At 69.8% G+C, this 20892-nt stretch carries 25 protein-coding genes; 15 read left to right on the forward strand and 10 right to left on the reverse strand.

Going from position 1 to position 20892, the window contains the following annotated elements; all coding sequences use genetic code 11:
- Positions 1-44 precede the first annotated feature (44 nt).
- The 3 genes from ispF to ACFYRX_RS40290 all read right to left on the reverse strand — a co-directional run bounded on the left by ispF (position 45) and on the right by ACFYRX_RS40290 (position 2096).
- Positions 45-542: a 2-C-methyl-D-erythritol 2,4-cyclodiphosphate synthase gene (ispF, locus tag ACFYRX_RS40280; RefSeq protein WP_389111462.1), complete on the reverse strand. Its 498-nt coding sequence runs from the start codon at positions 540-542 to the stop codon at positions 45-47.
- Positions 532-1296, reverse strand: a complete 765-nt coding sequence (gene ispD / locus ACFYRX_RS40285; protein ID WP_389111465.1) for a 2-C-methyl-D-erythritol 4-phosphate cytidylyltransferase — start codon at positions 1294-1296, stop codon at positions 532-534. Before ispD ends, ispF begins: the two co-directional genes overlap by 11 nt.
- A gap of 317 nt (positions 1297-1613) precedes the next feature.
- The gene (locus ACFYRX_RS40290; RefSeq protein WP_006380568.1) at positions 1614-2096 is read right to left on the reverse strand and encodes a CarD family transcriptional regulator; all 483 of its coding nucleotides are present in this window, start codon (positions 2094-2096) and stop codon (positions 1614-1616) included.
- A gap of 598 nt (positions 2097-2694) precedes the next feature.
- Between ACFYRX_RS40290 and ACFYRX_RS40295 the strand changes: the two genes are divergently transcribed.
- Complete coding sequence (locus ACFYRX_RS40295) at positions 2695-3342, forward strand: DUF461 domain-containing protein (protein WP_389111468.1); 648 nt, start codon at positions 2695-2697, stop codon at positions 3340-3342.
- Between the two features lie 255 nt (positions 3343-3597).
- On the opposite strand, the gene ACFYRX_RS40300 is transcribed toward ACFYRX_RS40295, so the two are convergent.
- Both ACFYRX_RS40300 and ACFYRX_RS40305 read right to left on the reverse strand, forming a co-directional pair.
- Positions 3598-4278 carry a response regulator transcription factor gene (locus ACFYRX_RS40300; RefSeq protein WP_007382946.1) on the reverse strand — a complete coding sequence of 227 codons (681 nt, stop codon included), beginning with the start codon at positions 4276-4278 and terminating at the stop codon, positions 3598-3600.
- Entirely contained in the window at positions 4275-5531 is a 1257-nt protein-coding gene (locus ACFYRX_RS40305) for a sensor histidine kinase (protein WP_389111472.1), read from the reverse strand. The genes ACFYRX_RS40300 and ACFYRX_RS40305 overlap by 4 nt, the downstream gene beginning before the upstream one ends.
- A 224-nt stretch (positions 5532-5755) precedes the next feature.
- Here ACFYRX_RS40305 and phoU point away from each other — a divergent pair, with 224 nt between their 5' ends.
- The 5 genes from phoU to ACFYRX_RS40330 all read left to right on the forward strand — a co-directional run bounded on the left by phoU (position 5756) and on the right by ACFYRX_RS40330 (position 9694).
- The gene (gene phoU, locus ACFYRX_RS40310) at positions 5756-6445 is read left to right on the forward strand and encodes a phosphate signaling complex protein PhoU (protein WP_389111475.1); all 690 of its coding nucleotides are present in this window, start codon (positions 5756-5758) and stop codon (positions 6443-6445) included.
- A 479-nt stretch (positions 6446-6924) separates the two neighbouring features.
- A complete protein-coding gene (locus tag ACFYRX_RS40315; protein ID WP_389111478.1) occupies positions 6925-7173 on the forward strand; it encodes an SCO4226 family nickel-binding protein in 249 nt (82 codons plus the stop codon).
- A gap of 70 nt (positions 7174-7243) precedes the next feature.
- Positions 7244-7903 carry a class I SAM-dependent methyltransferase family protein gene (locus ACFYRX_RS40320; protein ID WP_389111480.1) on the forward strand — a complete coding sequence of 220 codons (660 nt, stop codon included), beginning with the start codon at positions 7244-7246 and terminating at the stop codon, positions 7901-7903.
- 163 nt (positions 7904-8066) lie between these two features.
- Complete coding sequence (locus tag ACFYRX_RS40325; RefSeq protein ID WP_389111483.1) at positions 8067-8645, forward strand: hypothetical protein; 579 nt, start codon at positions 8067-8069, stop codon at positions 8643-8645.
- Positions 8646-9139: 494 nt separating this feature from the next.
- On the forward strand, positions 9140-9694 hold the full coding sequence (locus ACFYRX_RS40330) for a DUF4760 domain-containing protein (RefSeq protein ID WP_389111486.1): 555 nt from the start codon (positions 9140-9142) through the stop codon (positions 9692-9694).
- Positions 9695-9723: 29 nt separating this feature from the next.
- Here ACFYRX_RS40330 and ACFYRX_RS40335 read toward each other — a convergent pair whose 3' ends face one another.
- Positions 9724-10290 carry a GNAT family N-acetyltransferase gene (locus tag ACFYRX_RS40335; protein WP_389111489.1) on the reverse strand — a complete coding sequence of 189 codons (567 nt, stop codon included), beginning with the start codon at positions 10288-10290 and terminating at the stop codon, positions 9724-9726.
- A gap of 819 nt (positions 10291-11109) precedes the next feature.
- Here ACFYRX_RS40335 and ACFYRX_RS40340 point away from each other — a divergent pair.
- The 4 genes from ACFYRX_RS40340 (at position 11110) to ACFYRX_RS40355 (ending at position 12857) form a co-directional block, all read left to right on the forward strand.
- A complete protein-coding gene (locus tag ACFYRX_RS40340) occupies positions 11110-11325 on the forward strand; it encodes a hypothetical protein (protein WP_389111750.1) in 216 nt (71 codons plus the stop codon).
- Positions 11326-11358: 33 nt separating this feature from the next.
- The gene (locus ACFYRX_RS40345) at positions 11359-11703 is read left to right on the forward strand and encodes a hypothetical protein (protein ID WP_389111492.1); all 345 of its coding nucleotides are present in this window, start codon (positions 11359-11361) and stop codon (positions 11701-11703) included.
- Positions 11700-12023, forward strand: coding sequence for an ArsR/SmtB family transcription factor (locus ACFYRX_RS40350; protein ID WP_389111494.1), 324 nt, complete (start codon positions 11700-11702; stop codon positions 12021-12023). Before ACFYRX_RS40345 ends, ACFYRX_RS40350 begins: the two co-directional genes overlap by 4 nt.
- A 78-nt stretch (positions 12024-12101) precedes the next feature.
- Entirely contained in the window at positions 12102-12857 is a 756-nt protein-coding gene (locus ACFYRX_RS40355) for a hypothetical protein (protein ID WP_389111497.1), read from the forward strand.
- Between the two features lie 172 nt (positions 12858-13029).
- On the opposite strand, the gene ACFYRX_RS40360 is transcribed toward ACFYRX_RS40355, so the two are convergent.
- On the reverse strand, positions 13030-13791 hold the full coding sequence (locus ACFYRX_RS40360; protein ID WP_389111500.1) for a phosphoglyceromutase: 762 nt from the start codon (positions 13789-13791) through the stop codon (positions 13030-13032).
- 164 nt (positions 13792-13955) lie between these two features.
- Here ACFYRX_RS40360 and ACFYRX_RS40365 point away from each other — a divergent pair, with 164 nt between their 5' ends.
- Positions 13956-15245, forward strand: coding sequence for an MDR family MFS transporter (locus ACFYRX_RS40365; protein WP_389111503.1), 1290 nt, complete (start codon positions 13956-13958; stop codon positions 15243-15245).
- Here ACFYRX_RS40365 and ACFYRX_RS40370 read toward each other — a convergent pair.
- Entirely contained in the window at positions 15220-15645 is a 426-nt protein-coding gene (locus ACFYRX_RS40370; protein WP_389111506.1) for a DUF2000 family protein, read from the reverse strand. The genes ACFYRX_RS40365 and ACFYRX_RS40370 overlap by 26 nt on opposite strands.
- A gap of 49 nt (positions 15646-15694) precedes the next feature.
- Between ACFYRX_RS40370 and ACFYRX_RS40375 the strand changes: the two genes are divergently transcribed.
- Positions 15695-16543, forward strand: coding sequence for an AraC family transcriptional regulator (locus ACFYRX_RS40375; RefSeq protein ID WP_389111509.1), 849 nt, complete (start codon positions 15695-15697; stop codon positions 16541-16543).
- Positions 16544-16553: 10 nt separating this feature from the next.
- Positions 16554-17048 carry a hypothetical protein gene (locus ACFYRX_RS40380; RefSeq protein ID WP_389111512.1) on the forward strand — a complete coding sequence of 165 codons (495 nt, stop codon included), beginning with the start codon at positions 16554-16556 and terminating at the stop codon, positions 17046-17048.
- Between the two features lie 119 nt (positions 17049-17167).
- On the opposite strand, the gene ACFYRX_RS40385 is transcribed toward ACFYRX_RS40380, so the two are convergent.
- Complete coding sequence (locus ACFYRX_RS40385) at positions 17168-17671, reverse strand: YbjN domain-containing protein (RefSeq protein WP_389111515.1); 504 nt, start codon at positions 17669-17671, stop codon at positions 17168-17170.
- Entirely contained in the window at positions 17664-19001 is a 1338-nt protein-coding gene (gene mshA, locus ACFYRX_RS40390) for a D-inositol-3-phosphate glycosyltransferase (protein WP_389111518.1), read from the reverse strand. Before mshA ends, ACFYRX_RS40385 begins: the two co-directional genes overlap by 8 nt.
- Before the next feature lie 217 nt (positions 19002-19218).
- Here mshA and ACFYRX_RS40395 point away from each other — a divergent pair, with 217 nt between their 5' ends.
- Both ACFYRX_RS40395 and ACFYRX_RS40400 read left to right on the forward strand, forming a co-directional pair.
- Complete coding sequence (locus tag ACFYRX_RS40395) at positions 19219-19752, forward strand: CPCC family cysteine-rich protein (protein WP_389111521.1); 534 nt, start codon at positions 19219-19221, stop codon at positions 19750-19752.
- Between the two features lie 84 nt (positions 19753-19836).
- Positions 19837-20640 (forward strand): class I SAM-dependent methyltransferase, encoded by an 804-nt coding sequence (locus ACFYRX_RS40400; protein ID WP_389111524.1) that lies wholly within the window; start codon positions 19837-19839, stop codon positions 20638-20640.
- The last annotated feature ends 252 nt before the right edge of the window (positions 20641-20892 follow it).

Genomic DNA, 20892 nt, shown 5'->3' on the forward strand with positions numbered 1-20892 from the left:
CGCAAGTCGACACAGCCCCGCGCCCCCAAGAAAGGTGGGTCCGCTCACCCGGTACGCACAACCAACGCCGTTGCCACTGCCATGAGGCCCTCACCTCGACCCGGGAAGCCGAGGCCGTCCGTTGTCGCGCCCGACACCGACACCAGTGCCCCGGCCGCCTCCGAGAGGATCTTCTGGGCCTCTTCCCTGCGCTTTCCGATCTTCGGGCGCGGTCCTACGACCTGTACGGCGATGTTGCCGATGGCGAAGCCCGCCTCGCGCACGATCCGGGCCGCCTCCGTCAACAGGGTGACGCCGGATGCACCCGACCACTCGGGGCGCCCGGTGCCGAAGTGCTGCCCCAGGTCGCCGAGGCCGGCCGCCGAGAACAGCGCGTTGCAGGCGGCGTGGGCGACGACGTCCGCGTCGGAGTGGCCGGCCAGGCCGGTGCCCTCGCCCTCCCATTTCAGGCCCGCGCACCACAGCTCGCGGCCTTCCTCGAAGGCGTGGATGTCGGTGCCGATGCCGACCTGGGGCAGGATCACGGGCTGCTCAGAAGCCATCGTTGAGCCTCCTGCGCGCCAGGACCGCCTCCGCGAGGACCAGGTCCAGTGGGCGGGTCACCTTGAAGGCCTCCTCGTGGCCGGGCACGACCACGACCGTCAGGCCCAGTTGCTCGACCATGCTCGCGTCGTCGGTGACGTCCTCGGTGACCGTCTCGTGGGCGCGGACCAGCGTGGCCCGGTCGAAGCCCTGCGGGGTCTGTACGGCACGGAGGCGGGCGCGGACCGGGGTCGCCACGACCGGTTCGGGCTCGCCGGGGGCGGTCGCCGGTTCGACCTCCTTCACGGTGTCCGCGAGGGGCAGCGCCGGGACGACGGCGGGCGCGCCCTCCCGTACGGCCTCGATGACCGCGTCGACGGTGTCCACCGGGACGAGCGGGCGGGCCGCGTCGTGGACCAGCACGATGTCGTGGCCGGACGGCAGGGCGTCCAGGCCGAGTTTCACCGATTCCTGGCGGGAGTCGCCGCCCGGGACGACGAGGAAGTCCGTCCGCTCGGGCAGGGCGTGTGCGTCGAGGAGCGACTTGACCTCGCCGGCGCCGTCGGGCGGGGCCACCACGACGACCAGGGAGACGGCACGGGACGCGGCCATCGCGCGGACCGCGTGGATCAGCATGGGGGTGCCGTTCAGCGCGCGGAGCGCTTTGGGGGCGCCCGGACCGAGGCGTACGCCCCTTCCGGCGGCCGGAATCACCACCGCGGTGCGGGCTTCCGCACGTGCTGCGGCGGGCTCGGGGCGCGAAACGTCAGACATCGGTTCCTGTCAGGTTTGTGTGCTCGGCCAACGTGGGTACGGAGACAGCGTGCCGGGCGCGACGCCTTGACCGGACCCTTCCGTGACACCGGTCGAGCCTGCCGTCCGGGCCCGGCACGCCAAGTATCGGGGGAGCTTTCCCCGAGAGGAACACGCGCACGGCAACCGGTGACGTCACAGGTGTCGACATCCGGAAACGAACATGCCGCAGCGCCCGGCGACAGCTGTTGCGTCATCGGGCACCGCGGCATTTCAGTGCGGCAATTGGGATTCAGTGTGTGCTGAGCTGGGCGGGCGAGGTGCCTGCACAGGAACGCTCAGGACGCGAGAACCTCGTCGAGAAGCGCCTCGGCCTTGTCCTCGTTCGTGTTCTCCGCGAGGGCGAGTTCGCTCACCAGGATCTGCCGCGCCTTGGCGAGCATGCGCTTCTCACCTGCGGAGAGTCCACGCTCACGCTCACGACGCCACAGGTCACGCACGACTTCCGCGACCTTGATGACATCGCCGGAGGCGAGCTTCTCCAGGTTTGCCTTGTAACGACGGGACCAGTTCGTGGGCTCCTCGGCGTACGGCGCGCGCAGCACCTCGAAGACCCGGTCCAGCCCTTCCTGACCGACCACATCACGCACGCCGACGAACTCCGCATTGTCCGCTGGCACACGTACCGTCAGATCGCCCTGGGCGACCTTCAGCACCAAGTAGGTCTTGTCCACGCCTTTGATCTGGCGAGTTTCGATAGCCTCGATCAGCGCGGCCCCGTGATGGGGATAGACCACGGTGTCGCCAACCTTGAACGTCATGTGACAGGTACCCCTTCCGTGGCTATCCAGGGTAACACGGAAACCGCGGTTCCTGAATGGCGTTTTCGCAGGTCAGGGCATATCTCGGGGCTTGACAACAGCAACAGGAACGTGCTGCGGAAGCTGAGCGGAAGAAGGTATTCGCAGGTCGGAGCGGCTCTCCAGGGGAGGTGAAACGCGTACGTTACACACATCCGGAAGCCCCTCCAGGCGGGCTAACGTCCACAAATGTCCGGTTCCAAGTGTGCGACTTCCGCTACTCCGTTCGGAGTCCGGAGTCGGTTCCGCGTCGATTCAGGAATTGATCACCCGGGCCGGACGGATCAGCCGGTGATCAATTCCGGAGGCGATCACGCATTCCTTCACGGAAGTTTTGCTACTGGATGCCGAAAGCTCTTATGTGAATGCCGGACGAGCGCCGGAGTGCGGCACCGAAGTGACTCATGAGTCACTTGTGAACCCGAGTGACCCGGGTGACACGCCTCTTGGGGAGGGTCGGGTGCGGCACGGCGGGAACGGCTCGGTAACCTGAAGCCGCTGACAGACACTTAGCGCGGCTTTACGGCCGCCTCGCTCAAGTCAAGGAGTTGCCGCCGCCGTGAGCAGCAGCCTTCGACGCGGCGTCCTCGCCGCCGCCGCCATCGCGTTCTCGGTCGCCGCGCTCTCCGCGTGCGCAGCCGGAAGCAACGCCCAGACGCTGGAGGTCAAGCCGGACAACGCGGAGACCAGCGTCGGCGGCATCAGGCTCCAGAACGTCGTGGTCATCACCCAGCCCACCACCGAGGCCGCAGGCGTGACCAAGGGCCCCGCCGTGGTCTCCGCCACCGTCTTCAACGGCACCGGCACCGCCCAGACGCTGGACGCCGTGAGCGTCGAGGGCGGCGGCAGCGCCGAGCTCAAGCCCGCCAAGGGCAAGGGCAAGGTGACCGTCCCGGCCCACGGCTCCGTCGTCATCGGCGGCAAGGGCAACGCCTCCGCCTCGGTGGCCGAGATCGGGGAGAGCGTCAAGGACGGCAACGCCCAGAAGGTCACCTTCACCTTCAGCACGACCGGTGACGTGAGCCTGCGCGCGTTCGTGGTCCCGGCCGACAGCTACTTCACCAAGTGGGGCCCTACGGCGATCCCGTCGCCGCCGGTGACCTCACCCACGCCGGCCGACTCCGCGACCCCGACCGGCTCGGGCACGCCGGCCGACACGGCGGGCTCCGCGAGCGCGACGGCGACCGAGTCGGCCGCGACCCACTGAGCAGCCGTACGCGAGCGTCGTACGCCGAAGGGCGGAACCTCCGAGGAGGTTCCGCCCTTCGGCGTACGGGAGACGTTTCTCTTTGCGGCTCGGATTTACGGCTCGAACTTGTAGCCGAGACCCCGCACCGTCACCAGGTACCGGGGCGCACCCGGGTCCGGCTCGAGCACCTCCTCCTGACGCACCCCTCGCGCTGCTTCGCAGGCTTCGAAGTGCTGCGCCGGACTCCGTCCGCCGGCTCCGGTCGGTGTCGGCCTACGGCTCGAACTTGTAGCCGAGACCCCGCACCGTCACCAGGTACCGGGGCGCGCCCGGGTCGGGCTCGATCTTGGCGCGCAGGCGCTTGACGTGGACGTCGAGGGTCTTGGTGTCGCCGACGTAGTCGGCACCCCAGACCCGGTCGATGAGCTGCATGCGCGTCAGGACGCGGCCGGCGTTGCGCAGCAGCATCTCCAGGAGGTCGAACTCCTTGAGGGGGAGGTCGACCTTGGAGCCGGAGACCGTCACGACGTGGCGGTCGACGTCCATGCGGACCGGGCCCGCCTCCAGGGCGGCCGGCGTGACCTCCTCGGGCTCACCGCGACGGCGCAGGACCGCGCGGATGCGGGCGACCAGCTCGCGGGAGGAGAACGGCTTGGTGACGTAGTCGTCGGCTCCTATTTCGAGCCCTACGACCTTGTCGATCTCGCTGTCCTTGGCGGTCACCATGATGACGGGGACGTTGGAGCGGCCGCGCAGCTGACGGCAGACCTCCGTGCCGGGCAGGCCCGGCAGCATCAGGTCGAGGAGGACGAGGTCGGCGCCGTTGCGCTCGAACTCGTCGAGTCCGTCGGGGCCGGTGGCCGCGATGGCGACCTCGAAGCCCTCTTTGCGGAGCATGTAGGAAAGGGCGTCGGAGAAGGACTCCTCGTCCTCGACGACGAGCACTCGGGTCACGGAAGGACCTCCGGGGCGGGAAGCGGGTCGTAAGAAGCCGACTCGTGGGTGGAATGCCCGTCCTCGTCGTCGAGGTCGGGGTGCTGGAGCGCGCGGTCGCGGGCCGCGCCCGCCTCCGGCAGTCTGAGGGTGAACGTGGAGCCCTGTCCCTCCGAGCTCCACACCGTGACCTCCCCGCCGTGCGAGGCGGCCACGTGCTTGACGATCGCGAGACCGAGGCCCGTGCCGCCGGTCTGGCGGGAGCGGGCCGGGTCCACGCGGTAGAAGCGCTCGAAGATGCGCTCCTTGTCCTTGTCGGAGATGCCGATGCCCTGGTCGGTGACGGCGACCTCGACACGGTCGCCGCCCGGCGCGGTCACCCGGCGGGCGGCTATACCGACGCGGGTGCGGGCGGGCGAGTAGTTGACGGCGTTCTCGACGAGGTTGCCGAGAGCGGCGGCGAGCTGGCCGCGGTTGCCCCAGACCCGCAGCTCGGCCGCTCCGGCGGCGGCCATGGTGATCTGCTTGGTGCCCGCCTGGTGCCGGCAGCGGTCGATGGCCTCGGCGACCAGCTCGTCGACCCGGACCGGCTCGGCGTCCTCCAGCGGGTCGTCGTTCTGCACCCGGGAGAGGTCGATGAGTTCCTGGACCAGACTGGTGAGCCGGGTGGCCTCGATCTGCATACGGCCGGCGAAGCGCTCCACGGCCTCCGGGTCCTCCGAGGCGTCCATGACGGCCTCGGAGAGGAGGGAGAGCGCGCCGACGGGGGTCTTGAGCTCATGGCTGACGTTCGCGACGAAGTCACGCCGTACCGCTTCGATCCGCCGGGCCTCGGTGAGGTCCTCCACCAGGAGCAGCACCAGCCGGGAGCCGAGAGGCGCCACGCGCGCGGAGACCGCGAGGGCCTCCCCGCGACCGGTTCCGCGCCTCGGAAGGTCCAGCTCCACCTGGCGTATCTCGCCGTCCCGCCTGGTGTCCCGGGCCATCTGGAGCATGGGCTCCACGGAGAGCTTGCCGCCGCGGACCAGCCCGAGGGCGTACGCGGCGGAGCTCGCCTTGACGACGGCGTCGGCCTCGTCGAGGACGACGGCCGAGGAGCGGAGCACGGACAGGACGGTGTCCACGCCCGGCGGAAGCACGGGGTCCGTGTGCAGGGAGGTTCGGGTGGGGCGTTTCTGCTCCCGCTCGCTCCAGCGGAACGCCAGCATGGCGATGACACCGGTGAGCACACCGGCGATCGCTGCTGCTGCGGCGACTGCCGCGTTCACGTCCATGCCTCCAGGTTAGGCATGGGATCGGTCCTGGCCACAGCGGTACGAGTGCGAGCTCGAACACTCGTCGCCCAGAGTTCACCTTGGAGCCAGTAGTGGTTCATTTGGGAGGGCGGAAACGGACGCGTACAGGCCCGAACGTGGGAGCGTGGGGTACGCAGCACCGGTTTCACGGCCGGTTATGGCCCCTGGAACCCACAGGAATGACGTACGAGAGGGAACCGACAATGCGGGACGCGTACCACGAGGAACTTGATTCGATCGGCGACGGTCTGGTGGAGATGGCCCGGCTGGTCGGCTCGGCGATCGGACGCGCCACGACCTCGATACTCGACTCCGACCTGAAGCTGGCCGAGAGCGTGATCGAGGCCGACCAGAAGGTGGACGACCTCCAGCACGACCTGGAGGCCAAGGCGATAGCGCTTCTGGCCCGCCAGCAGCCGGTGGCGACGGACCTCCGTATCGTCGTCACGTCCCTGCGCATGTCGGCCGACCTGGAGCGGTCCGGCGACCTCGCCCAGCATGTGGCGAAGCTCGCCCGGCTCCGCTTCCCGGAGCGCGCGATCCCGCACGACCTGCACGCGACCATCCTGGAGATGGGCCAGCTCGCCCAGCGCCTGATGGCGAAGGCGGCGGAGGTCATCATCACCAAGGACGTCGACCTCGCGCTCCAGCTGGAGTCGGACGACGACGAGATGGACCTGCTGCACCGCACGCTCTTCCAGCACCTGCTGGACGACAAGTGGAAGCACGGCATCGAGACGGCGGTCGACGTGACGCTGCTCGGCCGCTACTACGAGCGGTTCGCCGACCACGCGGTGTCGGTGGCCAAGCGGGTGGTGTACCTGGTCACGGGTGAGCACGCCGACGACCTCCAGGCGGACATCCAGCCGCCGACGGGGGTCGAGGGCGCCTGAGCCCTCGGCCAGGCGTCGGGTGTTGAGGGATCCCGTCCGGGCCTGCACAAGCCTCTGTGCGCCGTTGATGCGCCCAGGGGAGTGGGCATCCAATGGGTACAGGGCCTGATCCGACCGTCGGGACGTCAGGCCCTCGCCTCGAGGAGGGACCCAGACCCATGGCCGAATCCCCCAGCGCTCCCCAGCCCGACCCCACGCAGCAACGCCCGACAGAGCAGCCCGCCGCGATCAGGACCCTGACGGTCATCGGCGCGTGCGGCTGCGGCTCGGGCTGCGGGTGCGGGTGCCAGTCGGGCAATCCGTGTCAGTGCGGTTGAGTGTCGTACGGCTGACTGGAGTACGACGTTTTCGTACGGCGGTGAAGGGCTCCGGTGTGGGTACCGGGGCCCTTCGTCATGGGGTCCGCGTGGCTGCAACGGTCGCCCCGGCCGTGCGGGAGGCGCAGCATGGAGGGAGTCGGAAGGACAGGAGGTGCGGTCATGTCGCGCTTCATGGACGTACACCACGGGATGCAGGGCATCACGGCGGACCAGCTGAACCAGGCCCACCAGGCGGACCTCGCCATCGAGGGCGAAGAGGGCGTGCACTTCGAGCACGCGTGGGCGGACCCCGAGTCGGGAACCGTCTACTGCCTCTCCGAGGCCCCCTCGGCCGAGGCCGTCCAGCGCATCCACGAACGGGCGGGACACAAGGCGGACGAGATCCACGCGGTGCCGTTCTCGGTCTGACCCGATGGCCCGACCCGGCCCCGCGAATATCGGTTGGAGCGGCTCCTGGGCCTCTCGTAGGGTCCCGCGCATGGACTGGCAGAAGTGGCACGACCGTTACGACACCCCCGAGTCACCGCTGGCTCGTCGTCTGCTGTGGGTCCAGGACCGTATCCGCCTGGCTCTGGACGAAGCCCCGCCCGGCCCGGTGCGCGTGGTGAGCCTGTGCGCCGGCCAGGGCCGCGACCTGCTGGGCGTGCTGCCCACGCACCCACGCCGCCGGGACGTCCGCGCCCGGCTGGTGGAGCTGGACCCGGCGAACGTGGCCGTGGCGACCGACTCCGCCCGCGCGGCCGGTCTCGACGGCGTCGAGGTACGCACGGCTGACGCCGCCCTTCTCGACCACTGCGCCGACCTGGTTCCGGCCGATCTCGTCCTGCTCTGCGGGGTGTTCGGCAACATCTCGGACGCGGACATCGAGCGCACGGTCGAGGCGTGCAGGCAGTTGTGCCGCTCCGGCGGCCGGGTCATCTGGACCCGGCACCGCAAGTCCCCCGACCGGGTCCCGCAGATCTGCGAGTGGTTCGAGCAGCGGGGCTTCACCCGCGAGTGGCTCACGGCCGCGGACCCGGACGGCGTACAGGTCCAGTCGGTCGGCATGCACCGCTTCGACGGGGACCCGGTTCCGCTCCGACCGGGCACGCGTGTCTTCGAGTTCGTGGGGTACGAGAGCCTGCGTCCGACGGCCTGAAGGCGATCTGAGGACGACCGGAGGACGAGCTGAGGGCGAGCTGAGGGCGAGCTGAGGGCGAGCTGCAGACGACCGGGGAGGCCGACGCGGTTCGCTCCGGTCGGCTCGGCTCACACCGAAATGAGCTTTTCCCGCGTCCGGTCACCGGCGCAGAATTCTGGGCGTGACAGACGAAGACCCCACCGACGACGAGACACCGGACGGGCTGCTGGGCTGGTGCCTGGTGGCCAACGTCACGCGGGAAACCGCGCACGGCGAGGGACGCCTCGACATCCAGCACGGCACCCGGCACTTCTCCGCGGGCACCTTGCTGTGGCTCCCCCGCGTCCGGTGGGACCCCGGCCACTGCCGCTGGCCCGCGGTCGGCCGGCACCGGGGCAACGCCCGCCGGTACGTCAACATGGTCGTGCGCGCTGAGGACCTGGAGAACTTCCGGGTCAAGGGCGTCTACAGCGAGGGTCTCGTGCGCAGCCTCAACGGCCATCTGCACGATCCGGCCGCCCCTCGGACCCTGCAGAACCCGTGGTCCCGCGAAGACGCCCAGAACCGCGCGGACGGCTGGAACCAGCCCCGGGAGCCCCTCCGCATCGACGGCCGGTCCCACCCGTGGATCTCCGTCCCCAACCCGCCCCCGGCGGAGTTCCAACTCGACGGGGAGACCCTGCACCTCGCCCACTACGGCACCAGGGGAGCCCATTACAGCCGCACGCCCCCGCCCGTGGAACGGATTCCGGAGCACTGAGCGGACGCGCGGCATGCGGGCGGGGAGGCTGACACCGCCGGTGATGTGACTGCGGCTGCTCCGAAACCGCGGGAGGTTCCGGCTGAACCATCCGCAGGCGCGGTCGAGCGGTCAACGCGGCGAACCCGGTTGCCGACGAGCCGCCCGTCGGCTTCGATCGCTGGTCGGATCGCCCCGGCGATTTCGCGTGCGGTCCTGACGAGTACTGGGCCGGCTTCTTCTCATGACGACGAGGCAGACGGTGGACGTGAGACCGGCGCCACCTCGGCTGTTCCTGCCGGGCGGGCTTCCCGCCGCGTGAGATCCCGGCGGTGCGCCTGTGCCCGGACGAGTGGATGGCGTACCTCGGCATGGACCGGCCGCCTCAGCAGACGGCCTTTCGCTGCGGATACGCGCGGGCTCGGAGCGGGGTGTGCGGCCGTACGTCTGCGTACGGGAGCCTTGATGTCGAAAAGGACCCCGTCAGCAGCGGGCCTTCCGTAAGGTTTCCGCCCGTGACGTCGTATGAGCAGTGGTCCTTGGTTGTTTCGTTCGGTTCACTGGTCGTCAGTGTCGTCGCTTTCGCCGCACTGGCTTGGCAGTTGCTCATGCTGTCGCGCAGCACGGGTCAGGACCACGACAGACGCCGCAAGCAGGCGACCATGGAATACCTCACGGCCAACATGGAACGACGCAAGGCGCTGTTCGACGAGGGGATACCGCACGAGCGGGATCACGAGGCCATCGCGGCCCTGGTCAGCCTGTCGCTGGCCGACGACGAACGAGCGACGAAACTGATCACGGCCTACCTCACGGCGTTCAACTTCCTGGCTGTCGGCGCCCAGACGGACGCCTTCGACCGAGAGGTCATCGACGAGGCGTGGGGCGGCATCGTCATCTCCGTCTGGAACAACTACCGGCCCTGGATCGAGGAACAGCGGCGCCGGCACGGTGAGCCCCGGGTGTGGGAGAACCTGGAGTGGCTGGCCGGGGAGATGACACCACGCCGGCCCATCGTTCCCGCTGGGGGCAGCGGGAACCTGCCCCCGCAGGGACAGCCGGTGCCGTAGGGAGACGGTGCGGCAGGGGGGTGCTCGTCCTAGCCGCCGTCAAGGCGTCCGGGCTCCGGGGTCTCGTCCGCGAAGCCGTGGTCGGTCGGGTGTGTCGGCCGCTGTGCGAGCCAACCCGACACCCTCGGGCCTCCGTTGATCGCGCCGCCGTCCAGGACCGTACGGACGTGCTGGAAACCCTGGCGGAGGTAGTACGCCTGCAAGTCCTCGTTCGTCGTCCACGCGTCGAGCCGGAGCCATGTCGCGCCGGCTCGACAGGCGCGGTCGCCGGCCCAGTCCAGCAGTCGCCCGCCGATGTTCCGCCCGGCGTGCGTCCGCGCCACGGAGAGCTTGTTGATGAACATGGAGGGCTCGGAGAGTTCCTGCTCCGTCCAGAGACCGGCTTGCGCCTCCGGGGTCACGGTGACGGTCGCCGCCGTCGCCGAACCGTCCAGGACCATGAAGACGGTGCCGTCCTCGACGGTCTCCAGCAGCTTCGCCGCCGGGTAGGGAAACTGCCACTGGTCGGTTCCGAGGCGGGAAAGCCAGCCCGCGGCCTCCGTCCGGAAGGCCAGCAGCTGGGGCAGATCGCCCGGTCGGGCGGGGACGATTCTCACCGGGGCTCATTCTCACTTCGGGCGGTCAGTCGAACGTCGGCCGTCACTGGGGTCCCGCCCACCGCCGCAACCTCCTGGTGACATGGGTCTTGTGAAGGCGGGTTGCCGAGGCTTCGCTCGGGCTCGTCATGAACGCAGTGATAGGGGTCCATCGCTTCCTCCCCTTGCGAGCCGTCCATCTGACGGCGGGGAAGTCCGTGATCTCAGAGATGCGCTCTCGCGCAATCACGCGTGTGCGCAGGTAGCCACGGATTGAGAGTGTTTCGCGCTCACACGTCACGCCGAGCCGGTATCCCCTCACGGCGAGGATCACGAACCCCATGCCGGCGAAACAGGCCGTGAGCCGCGAGAAGCCGGTACTGGCTTGTGCTGCGTAGGCCACAGCGGCGGCCGCCGGGACGGCTCCGAGGCTGCTGTTCGCGAGACGGTTCAACATCGGTGGCGATAGCTCCACGACGCTCCTCGTCCGTGCTGGTGCCTCCCGGTGGCAGCGTACTGGTACCTCAGCTTGGGAAGCTACGGGCATCTACGGCTGCTTGGGGCACTGACCAGCGCGAACGGCCGGGCCAAGATCTCGTTGGAAGCGGCTGTTCACCGCGATTCCCCGCTGTTCCCCGCTCGATCCGGGGGCGCTTGTGGTGCGGGCATCGGGCGTCGGTGGTCGTGCTGGTGGGGCGCGTTGTCAGTGGGCGTGGCCAGGGTCTCAGACGCGCGGCCGGCTTCCGAGGTGTCCAGCTCTGTAGAGCAGTTGCATCCCCGGCTCTGTCTGGGGGCGGCCCGGGTATGGCCCGGGGCCCAACCGACGGTCGGGCTCCGTCGATGGCCAAGGAGAAACCTGTCGGCGTCGGCCGCGCACCCGGCGTCGCCGGCCGCAGGGCTTCGGGGCGCATGGCGATGCCCTTGCCGTCGAACTGCAGGACCAGCACGGTGTCTGCGCTGGTCGGCATCGGTATCCGGTGGCGGTGGAAGGACAGCGATCCGGCCACGGCCCTCTACGACCGCACGGCCAAAGGCCAACCCCGCCACGCCACTTGACCTCAATTAGCCAACCAGCTAACACTTAGCCGTATGACTAACAATAACGCGACCCGCCAGACCTGCATCTGGACCTACCAAGTCCGTACAGACGTCGAGGACGAATTCGTCCAGCTACTCAAACGACACTGGCCCACCCTCCACACACTCGGCCTGGTCACCGACGAACCGCCGATCGTGCTGCGCAACGCAGAAGGACCCCTGACCTACGTCGAGATCTTCACCTGGGAGGCCGAGGGCATGCGCCCCGCACACGAACACCCAGACCTGATCGAAATCTGGGAACCGATGAAGGCACTCGTCGAAGAACGCTCAGTAACCCACAACGTGCCCGGTATGAGCTTCCCGCTCTTCCACCGCATCGATCTGGGCGCGTGAGCACGCCCAGACCCCGCGGGGTCGCCGAACTGGAAGAGCTGGACGCCGTGTTCGGCGCACTGGCCCACCGCACCCGCCGCGCCATCCTGTCGGTCCTGCACGCGCACGACGGCGAACTCACTTCCGGCGCCATCGCCCAACGCTTCGACTGCTCATGGCCCACCACTACCCGCCACCTGCACCAACTCGAAGAAGCCGGCCTGGTCGAAGTCACCCTCCGCGGACGGGAACGGATTTACCGACTGAACACCGAACGCCTCCGCACCCTCCCCAGTCAATGGCTCGACCGCTTCACCCAGACCGACCGCCCACCCGCATAACCGCTCGCGCAACCGAAGGACGGTGCGGCCGAACCTCGAACCCAGGGTGTTGTCAGTTGCTCGTGCCACCATCTACAGGTGCTGAAGATCCCCGGATACGAAGACGGCCCTCTGGTGCACGGCACTCCTTACTTGGACGATCCGTTGTTCTGGCCCGTGCACCTCGGCGCCTCTTTGCTCGGGGAGGACGCACAGCGGACCGCGTTCGGCGCCGACTGGGACGCGGCCATGGAGCTCTATCGCGTGCTGTCCGCCGAGCGAGAGTGGCCGGTGTTCAGTCTGCCTCTGCTCTCCGGGCACACGATCCACGTCGTCTACCGCAACATCGAAGGCGACCGCGGAGTGGACTACCTGATACATCACTCAGCGTGGTCCGCGGCGGAAACCCTCGCCGTGGATGACGGTCATTTCATGGGGCCCGGCATGGCCTGGCCGGAGTTGCTGTCTGCTGCTCGCCAGTCGGCGACCGAGGGCGTTGAGGATCCCGATGCCCGTCTCTTGCTGCTCTTCCCCACCCTCGGTGACGCGCAACTTCCCGACGACGCGCCCGTCGCCCTCACCACCGCGCTCACCGCTCTCACCTTGATCGAGGAGCCCGCCGACGTGGCGAGGACGCTCCTTGAGAATCAGGGCCAATGGGCCCCCGCTCACTGGAGGTTGGCAGACGGCGTCCGCATCAACGACGGGGGGCACTCATACCGAAACCCCGGCAACGCCTTCGCTCTGCCTGCCGACCGTCTTCTGGAGATCAGTAGCGCACTGAACGATGAAAAAGCGACGGGCCGGAGACATTCGCCTGAAGCCCTCGGCTTGGGAAGCAGAGGCGCCTTGTAGCGGATCACCTGGCTGAGCTGCGGCGGCGGGACGGGACGCAGACGCGCGGTGGATGGTCGATTGACTCCCCGCTGTTCCTCATGCCGAGCAGCCGGGTCCGGGCCCGGGCCCGGACCATGAAAACGCCCCTGACTTGCGCCATGTGCGCAGGTCAGGGGCATGATCACAAAACCTACTTCTTCTTGCCCTGGTTCTTGACCGCCTCGATCGCTGCCGCGGCGGCATCGGGGTCGAGGTAGGTGCCGCCCGGGTTCAGCGGCTTGAAGTCGGCGTCGAGTTCGTACGACAGCGGGATGCCCGTCGGGATGTTCAGGCCCGCGATGTCGGCGTCCGAGATGCCGTCGAGGTGCTTGACGAGGGCGCGGAGGCTGTTGCCGTGGGCCGCGACCAGGACTGTGCGGCCCGTGAGGAGGTCGGGGACGATGCCGTCGTACCAGTAGGGGAGCATGCGCAGGACGACGTCCTTCAGGCACTCCGTGCGGGGGCGCAGCTCCGGAGGGATGGAGGAGTAGCGCGGGTCAGCCGCCTGGGAGAACTCGGAGTCGTCGGAGAGCGGGGGCGGCGGGGTGTCGTAGGAGCGGCGCCACAGCATGAACTGCTCCTCGCCGAACTCCGCGAGGGTCTGGGCCTTGTCCTTGCCCTGGAGGGCGCCGTAGTGGCGTTCGTTCAGGCGCCAGGAGCGGTGGACCGGGATCCAGTGGCGGTCGGCGGACTCGAGGGCCAGCTGGGCCGTGCGGATCGCACGCCTCTGGAGGGACGTGTGGACCACGTCGGGGAGGAGGTCGGCGTCCTTCAGGAGCTCGCCGCCGCGGACTGCCTCCTTCTCGCCCTTCTCGTTGAGATTGACGTCCACCCAGCCGGTGAACAGGTTCTTCGCGTTCCATTCGCTCTCGCCGTGGCGGAGGAGGATCAGCTTGTACGGTGCGTCGGCCATGCGTATGAGCGTAATCCACGGTTTCGGTCCCCTGCGTGCCCGCTCGACAGATGGACGGTGAACGGAACGGTTGACGGGATCCGTTAATCGAGTGGCCTGGCGGCACTCCGTCTTCGTAAGTTGTGCTCACCGTTTGGGCTACTTACATCCGTGGGGGATCCGTCATGCCGCTCGCCACCTTGAGACGCGCCACCCGCGAGACCGTCTCCGGGCTGCCCCGCGCGTTCTGGTGGCTGTGGACCAGCACGCTCGTCAACCGGCTGGGTGCCTTCGTCGCCACCTTCATGGCCCTGTACCTGACCCTCGACCGCGGCTACTCCGCCTCCTACGCCGGGGTCGTCGCCTCGCTGTACGGCCTGGGCGGAGTGGTCTCGTCGATCGGCGCGGGGGTCATGACCGACCGGCTCGGGCGGCGGCCCACCCTACTCGTCGCGCAGTCAGCGACCGCCGTCTCCGTCGCGCTCCTCGGGTTCGTGCACCACCCCGTCACCATCGCCGCCGTCGCGTTCCTGGTCGGCATGGCCTCCAACGCCTCCCGGCCGGCCGTGCAGGCGATGATGGCCGACATCGTGCGGCCCGAGGACCGCGTCCGGGCGTTCTCGCTCAACTACTGGGCCATCAACCTCGGCTTCGCCGTCTCCACCGCGGCCGCCGGGTTCATCGCCGAGTTCAGCTATCTCGCAGGCTTCCTCATCGAGGCCGGGATGACCGCCGTCTGCGCGGTCGTCGTCTTCCTCAAGCTGCCCGAGTCCCGGCCCGGGGCGGAGAAGGCCGCGGCGGCGGCCGACGACGTCCGTCTCGGCACGGTCCTGCGCGACGGGCGGTTCATGAGTGTCGTCGGGCTGTCCTTCCTCGTCGCCGTGATCTTCCAGCAGGGTTCCCTCGGGCTGCCCGTCGCGATGGGCGAGGCCGGGTTCACGCCTGCCGACTACGGCCTGGCCATCGCTCTCAACGGGGTGCTGATCGTCGCGCTGCAGATCCCGGTGACGCGGTTCATCCAGGACCGGGATCCCCGGCGGCTGCTCGTCGTCTCGTCCCTGCTCGCGGGATACGGCTTCGGGCTCACGGCCTTCGCCGGATCGGTCGGCCTCTTCGCCCTCACGGTGTGCGTGTGGACCATGGGCGAGATGATCAACGCACCCATACAGACCGGGCTCGTCGTCCGCCTCTCCCCCGCCCACGGGCGCGGCCGCTACCAGGGCATGTACACCCTGTCCTGGTCGGTCGCCGCCCTCGTCGCGCCCCTGATGTCCGGTTTCGTCATCGACCGGCTCGGGGCGGAGTGGCTGTGGGGCCTGTGCGCGGTCGTGGGGACGGTGGCGGCGGCGGGATACGGCGTCCTTATGCGCCGGCTGCCGAAGGAGGGGCCCGCCGAGACCGTCGTAGTGGAGGCGGTCCAGGCGGTCGAGGTTTCAGGCCCTGCAGGGGTCACGGATGCATCCGTGCGCCCTTGAGCACCTTGTCCACGGCGTTGCGCGGCCCGTACACCGCGAGACCCACCAGGTCCAGCTCCGCCGTCGTGACGGCCCGTACCGCCGCGCGGTTGTCCCGGTCGTTGCCCGTCGCGAACAGGTCGCCGGTGAAGAGCGCGCGCGGGAGCGAGCGGGACAGCACGCGCGCGTGGGCGGCCGTCAGCGTCTCCTTGGTGCCCTCGAAAACCAGCACCGGCTGCCGGAACATCGGCAGATAGGGCACGCCGTCGGCGTCCTCGTAGGGCTCGCCGATCACCTCGGGGACCTCGGCGGCCAGGCCGCTGACGAGGAACGCGGTGACGTTCAGCCGCTGCCAGGTCTCCAGGTCCTCGCGCAGCAGGACGGCGATCTTGGTGTCGAAGCGGAGGGGTTCATCGTTCATACGACGAGACTGGCGGCCGTCGTACGGACTCGTCTTGTACGTTCTTTGCATGGCGGCCAGCGAAACGACCCGGCGTGAGGTCACCGCCTGGCGCCCCGCCGTCCCGGGCGTCACCGAGGTCTTTCACGCCCGCTTCACCGAGTACGCCTACCCGATGCACGTGCACGAGGCGTGGACGCTGCTCATCGTGGACGACGGGGCCGTACGGTACGACCTCGACCGGCACGAGCACGGCACCCCGGACGACACCGTGTCCCTGCTGCCGCCGCACGTCCCGCACAACGGCTCCCCGGCGAGCCCGGAAGGCTTCCGCAAGCGGGTCGTCTACCTCGACGGGACGCATCTGGGCGACGAGCTCATCGGGCCCGCCGTCGACGGTCCCGATCTGCGCGATCCCGTACTGCGGCGCCGGGTGGGGCAGTTGCACAGCGCGCTGGCCCGGCCCGGTGAGGAGTTCGAGGCCGAGAGCAGGCTCACCCTCATCGGCGACCGGCTCCGGACCCTCCTGCGGCCGCGGCTCCACACCGAGCCGCCGCGCCGCGACCCCGCTCTGGCCCGCAGGCTGCGCGAACTCCTCGACGAGCGGGTGGTGGAGGGGCTCTCCCTGGAGGATGCCTCCGGCGTCGTACAGGCCCATCCGGCGCATCTCGTACGGGCGTTCAGTACCGCCTACGGCATCGCACCGCATCAGTACCTGACCTCGCGGCGGGTCGACCGGGCCCGGGCTCTGCTGCTCGCGGGGCGCGGTCCCGCCGATGTCGCCGCGCTCACCGGTTTTCACGACCAGGCCCATCTCGCCCGGCATTTCAAGCGGTTGGTGGGGGTGCCGCCGGGCCGCTACCGGGTGAGCGCGAGGAGATCGACGGAAGACGTCCGTCCGGTGATCGCCGGCGGTTAGCGTCGCCGGCATGGATGACAGACAGAACTCCTTACCGTTCAGACGTCTCTCCGCCGCCGTCGCCGGGGCGGCCGTCCTGGTCGCCGTCAGTGTCGGCGGTGCCCTCGCCGCGAGCTCCGACGACGACCCCGGTGCCCCCCAGCCGAGCGTGTCGGCCTCCTCGGGGTCGGACGAGGGTTCCGGCGGGAGCGGCGACAGCGGGGGCAGCGGCGGCGAACCCAGCCCGAGCCCGACCTCCACGTCCGTGGACGACCCCCCGGTTCCGTCGGACGGCCCCACGGACGAGCCCTCCGCCCCGAGCGAGCTGGAGCAGCTGAACCGCCGTATCACCGAGCTCGACAGGAAGATCGACGAGCTGCCCACCAAGAAGGAACTGGCCGACGCGCTGCGGGCCTTCGCGGACGAGTTGGACAAGCCGGCCCCGCCCGCGGATCCCGACGGACCGACCAGCGAGCCGACCGACGATCCCCAGCCCACCGACTCACTGCCGCCGGGCGAGCACTAGGCCTGTCCGGCGGATCAGGCCGGCTCCAAGGAACGGCGCCTTGTCAGCGCGGGAGGGCGCACCAGGCCCCGCGCCGCCGGCATGATCCGCCGGACAGGCCCTCGGCCCTCGGCCTCCGGTCAGTCCTGCGGGCCGGTTCTGCGGGGCTGGGTCAGATGCGTGAACGCGTCCAGGTTGCGCGTCGATTCACCGCGGGCCACGCGCCACTCGTACTCCTTGCGGATCGCGGTGGCGAAACCCAGCTCCAGCAGGGTGTTGAAGCTGCCGTCGGCCGCCTCCAGGACCTGGCCCAGGAGGCGGTCGACCTCGTCGGCGGTGATCGCGGCGAGAGGGAGCTTGCCCGCGACGTAGACGTCACCGAGCCGGTCGACGGCGTAACTCACGCCGTACAGCTTGAGGTTGCGCTCCAGGAGCCAGCGGTGGACTCCGGGTTCGTTCTCGTCGGGGTGGCGGATGACGAAGGCGTTCAGCGACAGGGAGTGGCGGCCGACGAGGAGCGAGACGGTGGTCTTCAGCTTGCGGGTGCCGGGGAGCTGGACGACGTAGTTGCCGGGCGCGGGGCTCTCCCACTCCAGTTCGGCGTCCTTCAGAACCCCCTCGATGACCTTCTGCGCATCAGCCATGGTGGGAGCGTACGTGACGGCGGTACGACTGGCCCGCGGCCACATAGACGTCCGCCGTCGCCGCGGCCGCGGTGTCCCAGCCGAAGGACTGGGCGTGCAGGGCGGCCGCCGTGCCCATGCGGGCCGTGAGCTCCGGGTTGTCGGCGAAGTCGCGCAGCACGCGCGCGTAGGCGGCCGGATCGTGTCCTCGTACGAGGAAACCGGTCCGTTCGTCGGCCACGGCCACCGGCAGCCCGCCGACCGCCGCCGCGAGCACCGGGGTGCCGGCCGCCTGGGCCTCTATGGCGACCAGGCCGAAGGACTCGCTGTAGGAGGGCATGACCAGCACGGACGCGGCCCGGAACCAGTCGGCGAGCTGCTCCTGGCCGACGGGCGGGTGGAACCGTACGACATCCGCGATGCCGAGTCGGGAAGCCAGTTTCTGCAGGCCCTCGGGTTTGGCGAGGCCGCTGCCGCTGAGGCCGCCGACGACGGGGACGAGGAGGCGGGTGCGCAGGTCGGGGCGCTCGTCGAGGAGGACGGCCACCGCGCGGAGCAGTACGTCAGGGGCCTTCAGCGGCTGGATGCGGCCCGCGAAGAGGGGGATCAGGGCGTCCTGCGGGAGGCCGAGGCGGGCGCGGGCGGCGGCGCGGCCGTCGGCGGGGCGGAAGCGCTCGAGGTTCACGCCGGGGTGGACGACGGCGACCTTGGCGGGGTCGGCGCCGTAGTGCCGGGCGAGTTCCTCGCGCTCCTCGGCGGTGTTCGCGATGAGGCGGTCCGCGGCGGCGACGATCTGGGTCTCACCGATGACACGGGCGGCGGGCTCGGGGGTGTCGCCGTCGGCCAGGTTGGCGTTCTTCACCTTGGCCATGGTGTGCATGGCGTGCACGAGCGGGGTGCCCCAGCGCTGGGCGGCGAGCCAGCCGACGTGGCCGGAAAGCCAGTAGTGCGAGTGGACCAGGTCGTAGTGGCCGGGGCGGTGGCCGGCCCAGGCCTGCATCACGCCGTGCGTGAAGGCGCAGAGCTGGGCGGGGAGGTCCTCTTTGTTGAGGCCCTCGTAGGGGCCCGCGTCCACGTGGCGGACCAGGACGCCCGGGGCCATCTCGACAGTGGGCGGGAGGCCGCCGGTCGTCGCGCGCGTGAAGATCTCGACCTCGATGTTGATCGCGGCGAGGCGCTGGGCGAGTTCCACGATGTAGACGTTCATGCCGCCCGCGTCGCCGGTGCCCGGCTGGTGGAGCGGTGAGGTGTGCACGGAGAGCATGGCGACGCGGCGGGGGCGGCGGTGCAGGCGCAACCGGTGGGGTGCGGCCTGGGAGCGACGCTGGAGCCTGCTGACGTACTGGCTCACGTGGCGTTCCTCCTTGCTGCGGGCATGCCCTTCGGAGGGTTCGGAGCCCTCCAAGGGGGTGCAACACCGGAGGAAGGCATTCCCATTCCGGGCGGGAGTGTTTTTGCCTAGGTATTACCGGGGATCGCTCAACCGTTCGAGATCGGGGTGCGTCGAGAAGTCGATGGGTGTCAGGAATTCAACGGGGGCGGGGCAGGAAGCTGCCTACGATCACCGCATGACCGGACCGGAAGATCGTCGTACCTCTCAGGAGGACGCCGTCCGCGCGCAGCACCTGGCCGACCTCGCCGAGGCGGAGGCTCTGGAGGCCTGCATCTCGGGCGGTGCGACCCCCGAACCGGCCTCGCCGCAGGGACCGCCGCCCGGCGGCTGGTACCCGTGTCCCGCCTGCGGGCACCAGATGTTCGGCGACCTCTGGAGCCACGAGATCTGCAGCGTCTGCTACTGGGAGGACGATCCGTTCCAACTCCGTTACCCCTGGTCCGAGTTCGGTGCCAACGGAGGCGTCAGTCTGCTGCAGGCCCAGGCCAACCACCGGCGGTACGGCGCGGTCCGCGAGGACCTCAGGCCTTACGTGGCGCCTCCCAGGGCGGACGAACCCCTGGATCCGGGCTGGCGGCCCCTCGACCCGGAACGCGATCCCTACGAGCGGGTGCCCGGCCGGGGCGACGCCGCCCAGCACCCCGCCGATCTCACCGTCCTGTACTACTGGCGGCCCACCTACTGGCGTCGGCACCTGGCCGCCCCGTAACCGCCGCATACCCTCGTGGGCATGACGTCCCGTGCCGCCTCCCTCCCCCACTCTCGGCTTCGCTCGAGCGGGGGGACCCCCATCGTGGGCACGGTCACGCGCGGGACGACCAACCCGAACCGGCTGCGCCGCATGGACCGCTGGATCGCGGCGACGCACGGCGCCGAGCTGCGTCGCGCCGCCGATCCGGTCGCCGTCGACCTCGGGTACGGCGCCGCGCCCTGGACCGCCGTCGAGCTGCTGCACCGGCTCCGGACCGTGGCTCCACGCACGCGCGTGGTCGGCGTCGAGATCGAACCGGCCAGGGTGGTTGCGGCGAGGCCGTACGAACGGGACGGGCTCGTCTTCCGGCACGGCGGGTTCGAGATCCCGGTCCCGCAGCGGCCCCTGCTGATCCGGGCGGCCAACGTGCTGCGCCAGTACGACGAGGCCGAGGTGGCCGCCGTATGGGAGCGGCTGTGTGCCCGGCTGGCACCGGCCGACCCGGCACGGGGATCCCGCGGCGGGCTGCTCGTCGAGGGGACCTGCGACGAGATCGGGCGCCGGCACGTGTGGGTCGCGCTCGGTCCGGAGGGGCCGCGGACGGTCACCTTCGCGACCCGGCTGGGGTCGCTGGAGCGGCCTTCGGACCTCGCCGAGCGGCTGCCGAAGGCACTGATCCACCGCAACGTCCCGGGTGAGCCGGTGCACGCTTTCCTGCGCGACTTCGACCGCGCGTGGGCCGCCGCCGCACCCTACGCGTCGTACGGCGCCCGGCAGCGGTGGATCCGGGCCGTACGGGCGCTGACGGCCGACTGGCCGGTGGTGGACGGGCCTTCACGGTGGCGGCAGGGGGAAGTGACGGTGCCGTGGGGCGCGTTGGCGCCGCGCGGGGTGCGGCTGCCGTGAACTCCGGCACTCCCCGCCCGCGAACCCACTGGGCTGTCCGGCAGTTCGGCCCGCGGGAACGATCTCTGTGAGTCGTTCGTCACACAGTCGGGGAGATCGTCTTCGAGGGGTGAGGAGAGGGGGAGGCACCAACAAGCGCCGGGATGCGGAGGGATACGCCGGGAAGGCCTGCCTCTGTCGCTTTCGGCCCTGACGTGGCACGATCCCCCGAGCGCCGTAAGTTACTGACGGTAAATCAGCTTTGGGGGCAAG

The sequence above is a fragment of the Streptomyces sp. NPDC005374 genome (assembly GCF_042872225.1).
GTDB lineage: Bacteria > Actinomycetota > Actinomycetes > Streptomycetales > Streptomycetaceae > Streptomyces.

Coding starts and splice junctions, on each gene's coding strand:
- ispF (WP_389111462.1), bottom strand. CDS start 542: ATGGCTTCTGAGCAGCCCGTGATCCTGCCCCAGGTCGGCATCGGCACC.
- ispD (WP_389111465.1), bottom strand. CDS start 1,296: ATGTCTGACGTTTCGCGCCCCGAGCCCGCCGCAGCACGTGCGGAAGCC.
- ACFYRX_RS40290 (WP_006380568.1), bottom strand. CDS start 2,096: ATGACGTTCAAGGTTGGCGACACCGTGGTCTATCCCCATCACGGGGCC.
- ACFYRX_RS40305 (WP_389111472.1), bottom strand. CDS start 5,531: ATGGACGTGAACGCGGCAGTCGCCGCAGCAGCAGCGATCGCCGGTGTG.
- phoU (WP_389111475.1), top strand. CDS start 5,756: ATGCGGGACGCGTACCACGAGGAACTTGATTCGATCGGCGACGGTCTG.
- ACFYRX_RS40315 (WP_389111478.1), top strand. CDS start 6,925: ATGTCGCGCTTCATGGACGTACACCACGGGATGCAGGGCATCACGGCG.
- ACFYRX_RS40320 (WP_389111480.1), top strand. CDS start 7,244: ATGGACTGGCAGAAGTGGCACGACCGTTACGACACCCCCGAGTCACCG.
- ACFYRX_RS40340 (WP_389111750.1), top strand. CDS start 11,110: ATGGCCAAGGAGAAACCTGTCGGCGTCGGCCGCGCACCCGGCGTCGCC.
- ACFYRX_RS40345 (WP_389111492.1), top strand. CDS start 11,359: ATGACTAACAATAACGCGACCCGCCAGACCTGCATCTGGACCTACCAA.
- ACFYRX_RS40360 (WP_389111500.1), bottom strand. CDS start 13,791: ATGGCCGACGCACCGTACAAGCTGATCCTCCTCCGCCACGGCGAGAGC.
- ACFYRX_RS40365 (WP_389111503.1), top strand. CDS start 13,956: ATGCCGCTCGCCACCTTGAGACGCGCCACCCGCGAGACCGTCTCCGGG.
- ACFYRX_RS40370 (WP_389111506.1), bottom strand. CDS start 15,645: ATGAACGATGAACCCCTCCGCTTCGACACCAAGATCGCCGTCCTGCTG.
- ACFYRX_RS40375 (WP_389111509.1), top strand. CDS start 15,695: ATGGCGGCCAGCGAAACGACCCGGCGTGAGGTCACCGCCTGGCGCCCC.
- ACFYRX_RS40380 (WP_389111512.1), top strand. CDS start 16,554: ATGGATGACAGACAGAACTCCTTACCGTTCAGACGTCTCTCCGCCGCC.
- ACFYRX_RS40385 (WP_389111515.1), bottom strand. CDS start 17,671: ATGGCTGATGCGCAGAAGGTCATCGAGGGGGTTCTGAAGGACGCCGAA.
- ACFYRX_RS40395 (WP_389111521.1), top strand. CDS start 19,219: ATGACCGGACCGGAAGATCGTCGTACCTCTCAGGAGGACGCCGTCCGC.